Source organism: Saccharopolyspora sp. 6V (assembly GCF_020176785.1).
GTDB classification, from domain to species: Bacteria; Actinomycetota; Actinomycetes; order Mycobacteriales; family Pseudonocardiaceae; genus Saccharopolyspora_C; species Saccharopolyspora_C gregorii.
On the sequence record NZ_JAIUKB010000100.1, the window covers coordinates 4871 to 5834 of the forward strand.

Here is a 964-nt window from a genome sequence, read left to right on the forward strand (position 1 = left end):
GGGGGGTTGTGTGTGGTCGTCCCGGAGCTGGTGTGTCACCTCCCCCCCGGGGGGGGGGGGGGGGCCGTTGCCCGCCGCCCGCACGTGGGCCGGGCCACCCCGGTCGGGTGGTGTGGCACCCGGTTCGGGTCACTTGCCGGGCATGAGGACCTTGTCGACGACGAAGACGGTGGCGTTGGCGGTGGGGACGTTGCCGCACAGCACGGAGGCGCCGTTGATCTTGAGGTTGTCGCCGCTTCCTTCGACGGTGAGTTCGCCGCCTTGGGCGGTGGGGAGCTTGCCGGCCTGGGCGATGCCGTCGGCGTCCATCCGCTGGGGGACGACGTGGTAGGTGAGCAGGTCGGTGAGCTGCTGCTTCTGGGCGGGGTCGGTGAGCAGGGCGTTGAGGGTGTCGGCGGGGACGGCGTCGAAGGCGGGGTCGGCGGGAGCGAAGACGGTGTAGTTGGCGTCGCCCTTGTTGAGGGTGTCGCCGAGTCCGGCGGCCTGGACGGCGGCGGTGAGCTTGGTGAGCAGGGGGTTGTTGCTCGCGGCGGTGCCGACCGGGTCGTCGATCATGCCCTGGACGGAGCCGGGGTCGTTGGGGTCGCTGGGGACCTGGGAGCAGGCGGGGCCGAAGACGTCGTCGGCGGTGGTGACGCCGTCGGCGGCGGGGGCCGGTGCGGGCGCGGGTGCGGGTTCCTGCGCGGCGGGGGCGTCGTTCTGCTGGCCTTGTCCGCAGGCGGTGAGGGCGAGGGCGAGGGCGGCGGTGGTGCCGGTGATCGCTGCGGCGCGGCGGCGGATCGTCATGGGGGTGTTCCTCTCGGGTGTCGCCCGGGGCGTTTTCCGTTGTTGTCGTGGGGTGTTCGGTGCCGGGGTGGTTCCGGACGGGTCGATCGGTGGTTTTTCCGGAATCTTTTTCGGGCGGGTCAGCGGGTGGTGCAGAAGACGGAGTGCCAGCCGGTGGCGCCGTCGGGGAGGACGGGGG

1 protein-coding gene is annotated in these 964 nt (G+C 72.6%); it reads right to left on the reverse strand.

The genetic code is table 11. The annotated features are described in order from the left end of the window. Positions 1-129 precede the first annotated feature (129 nt). Positions 130-786: a fasciclin domain-containing protein gene (locus tag LCD35_RS19625; RefSeq protein ID WP_225044616.1), complete on the reverse strand. Its 657-nt coding sequence runs from the start codon at positions 784-786 to the stop codon at positions 130-132. Between the last annotated feature and the right edge of the window lie 178 nt (positions 787-964).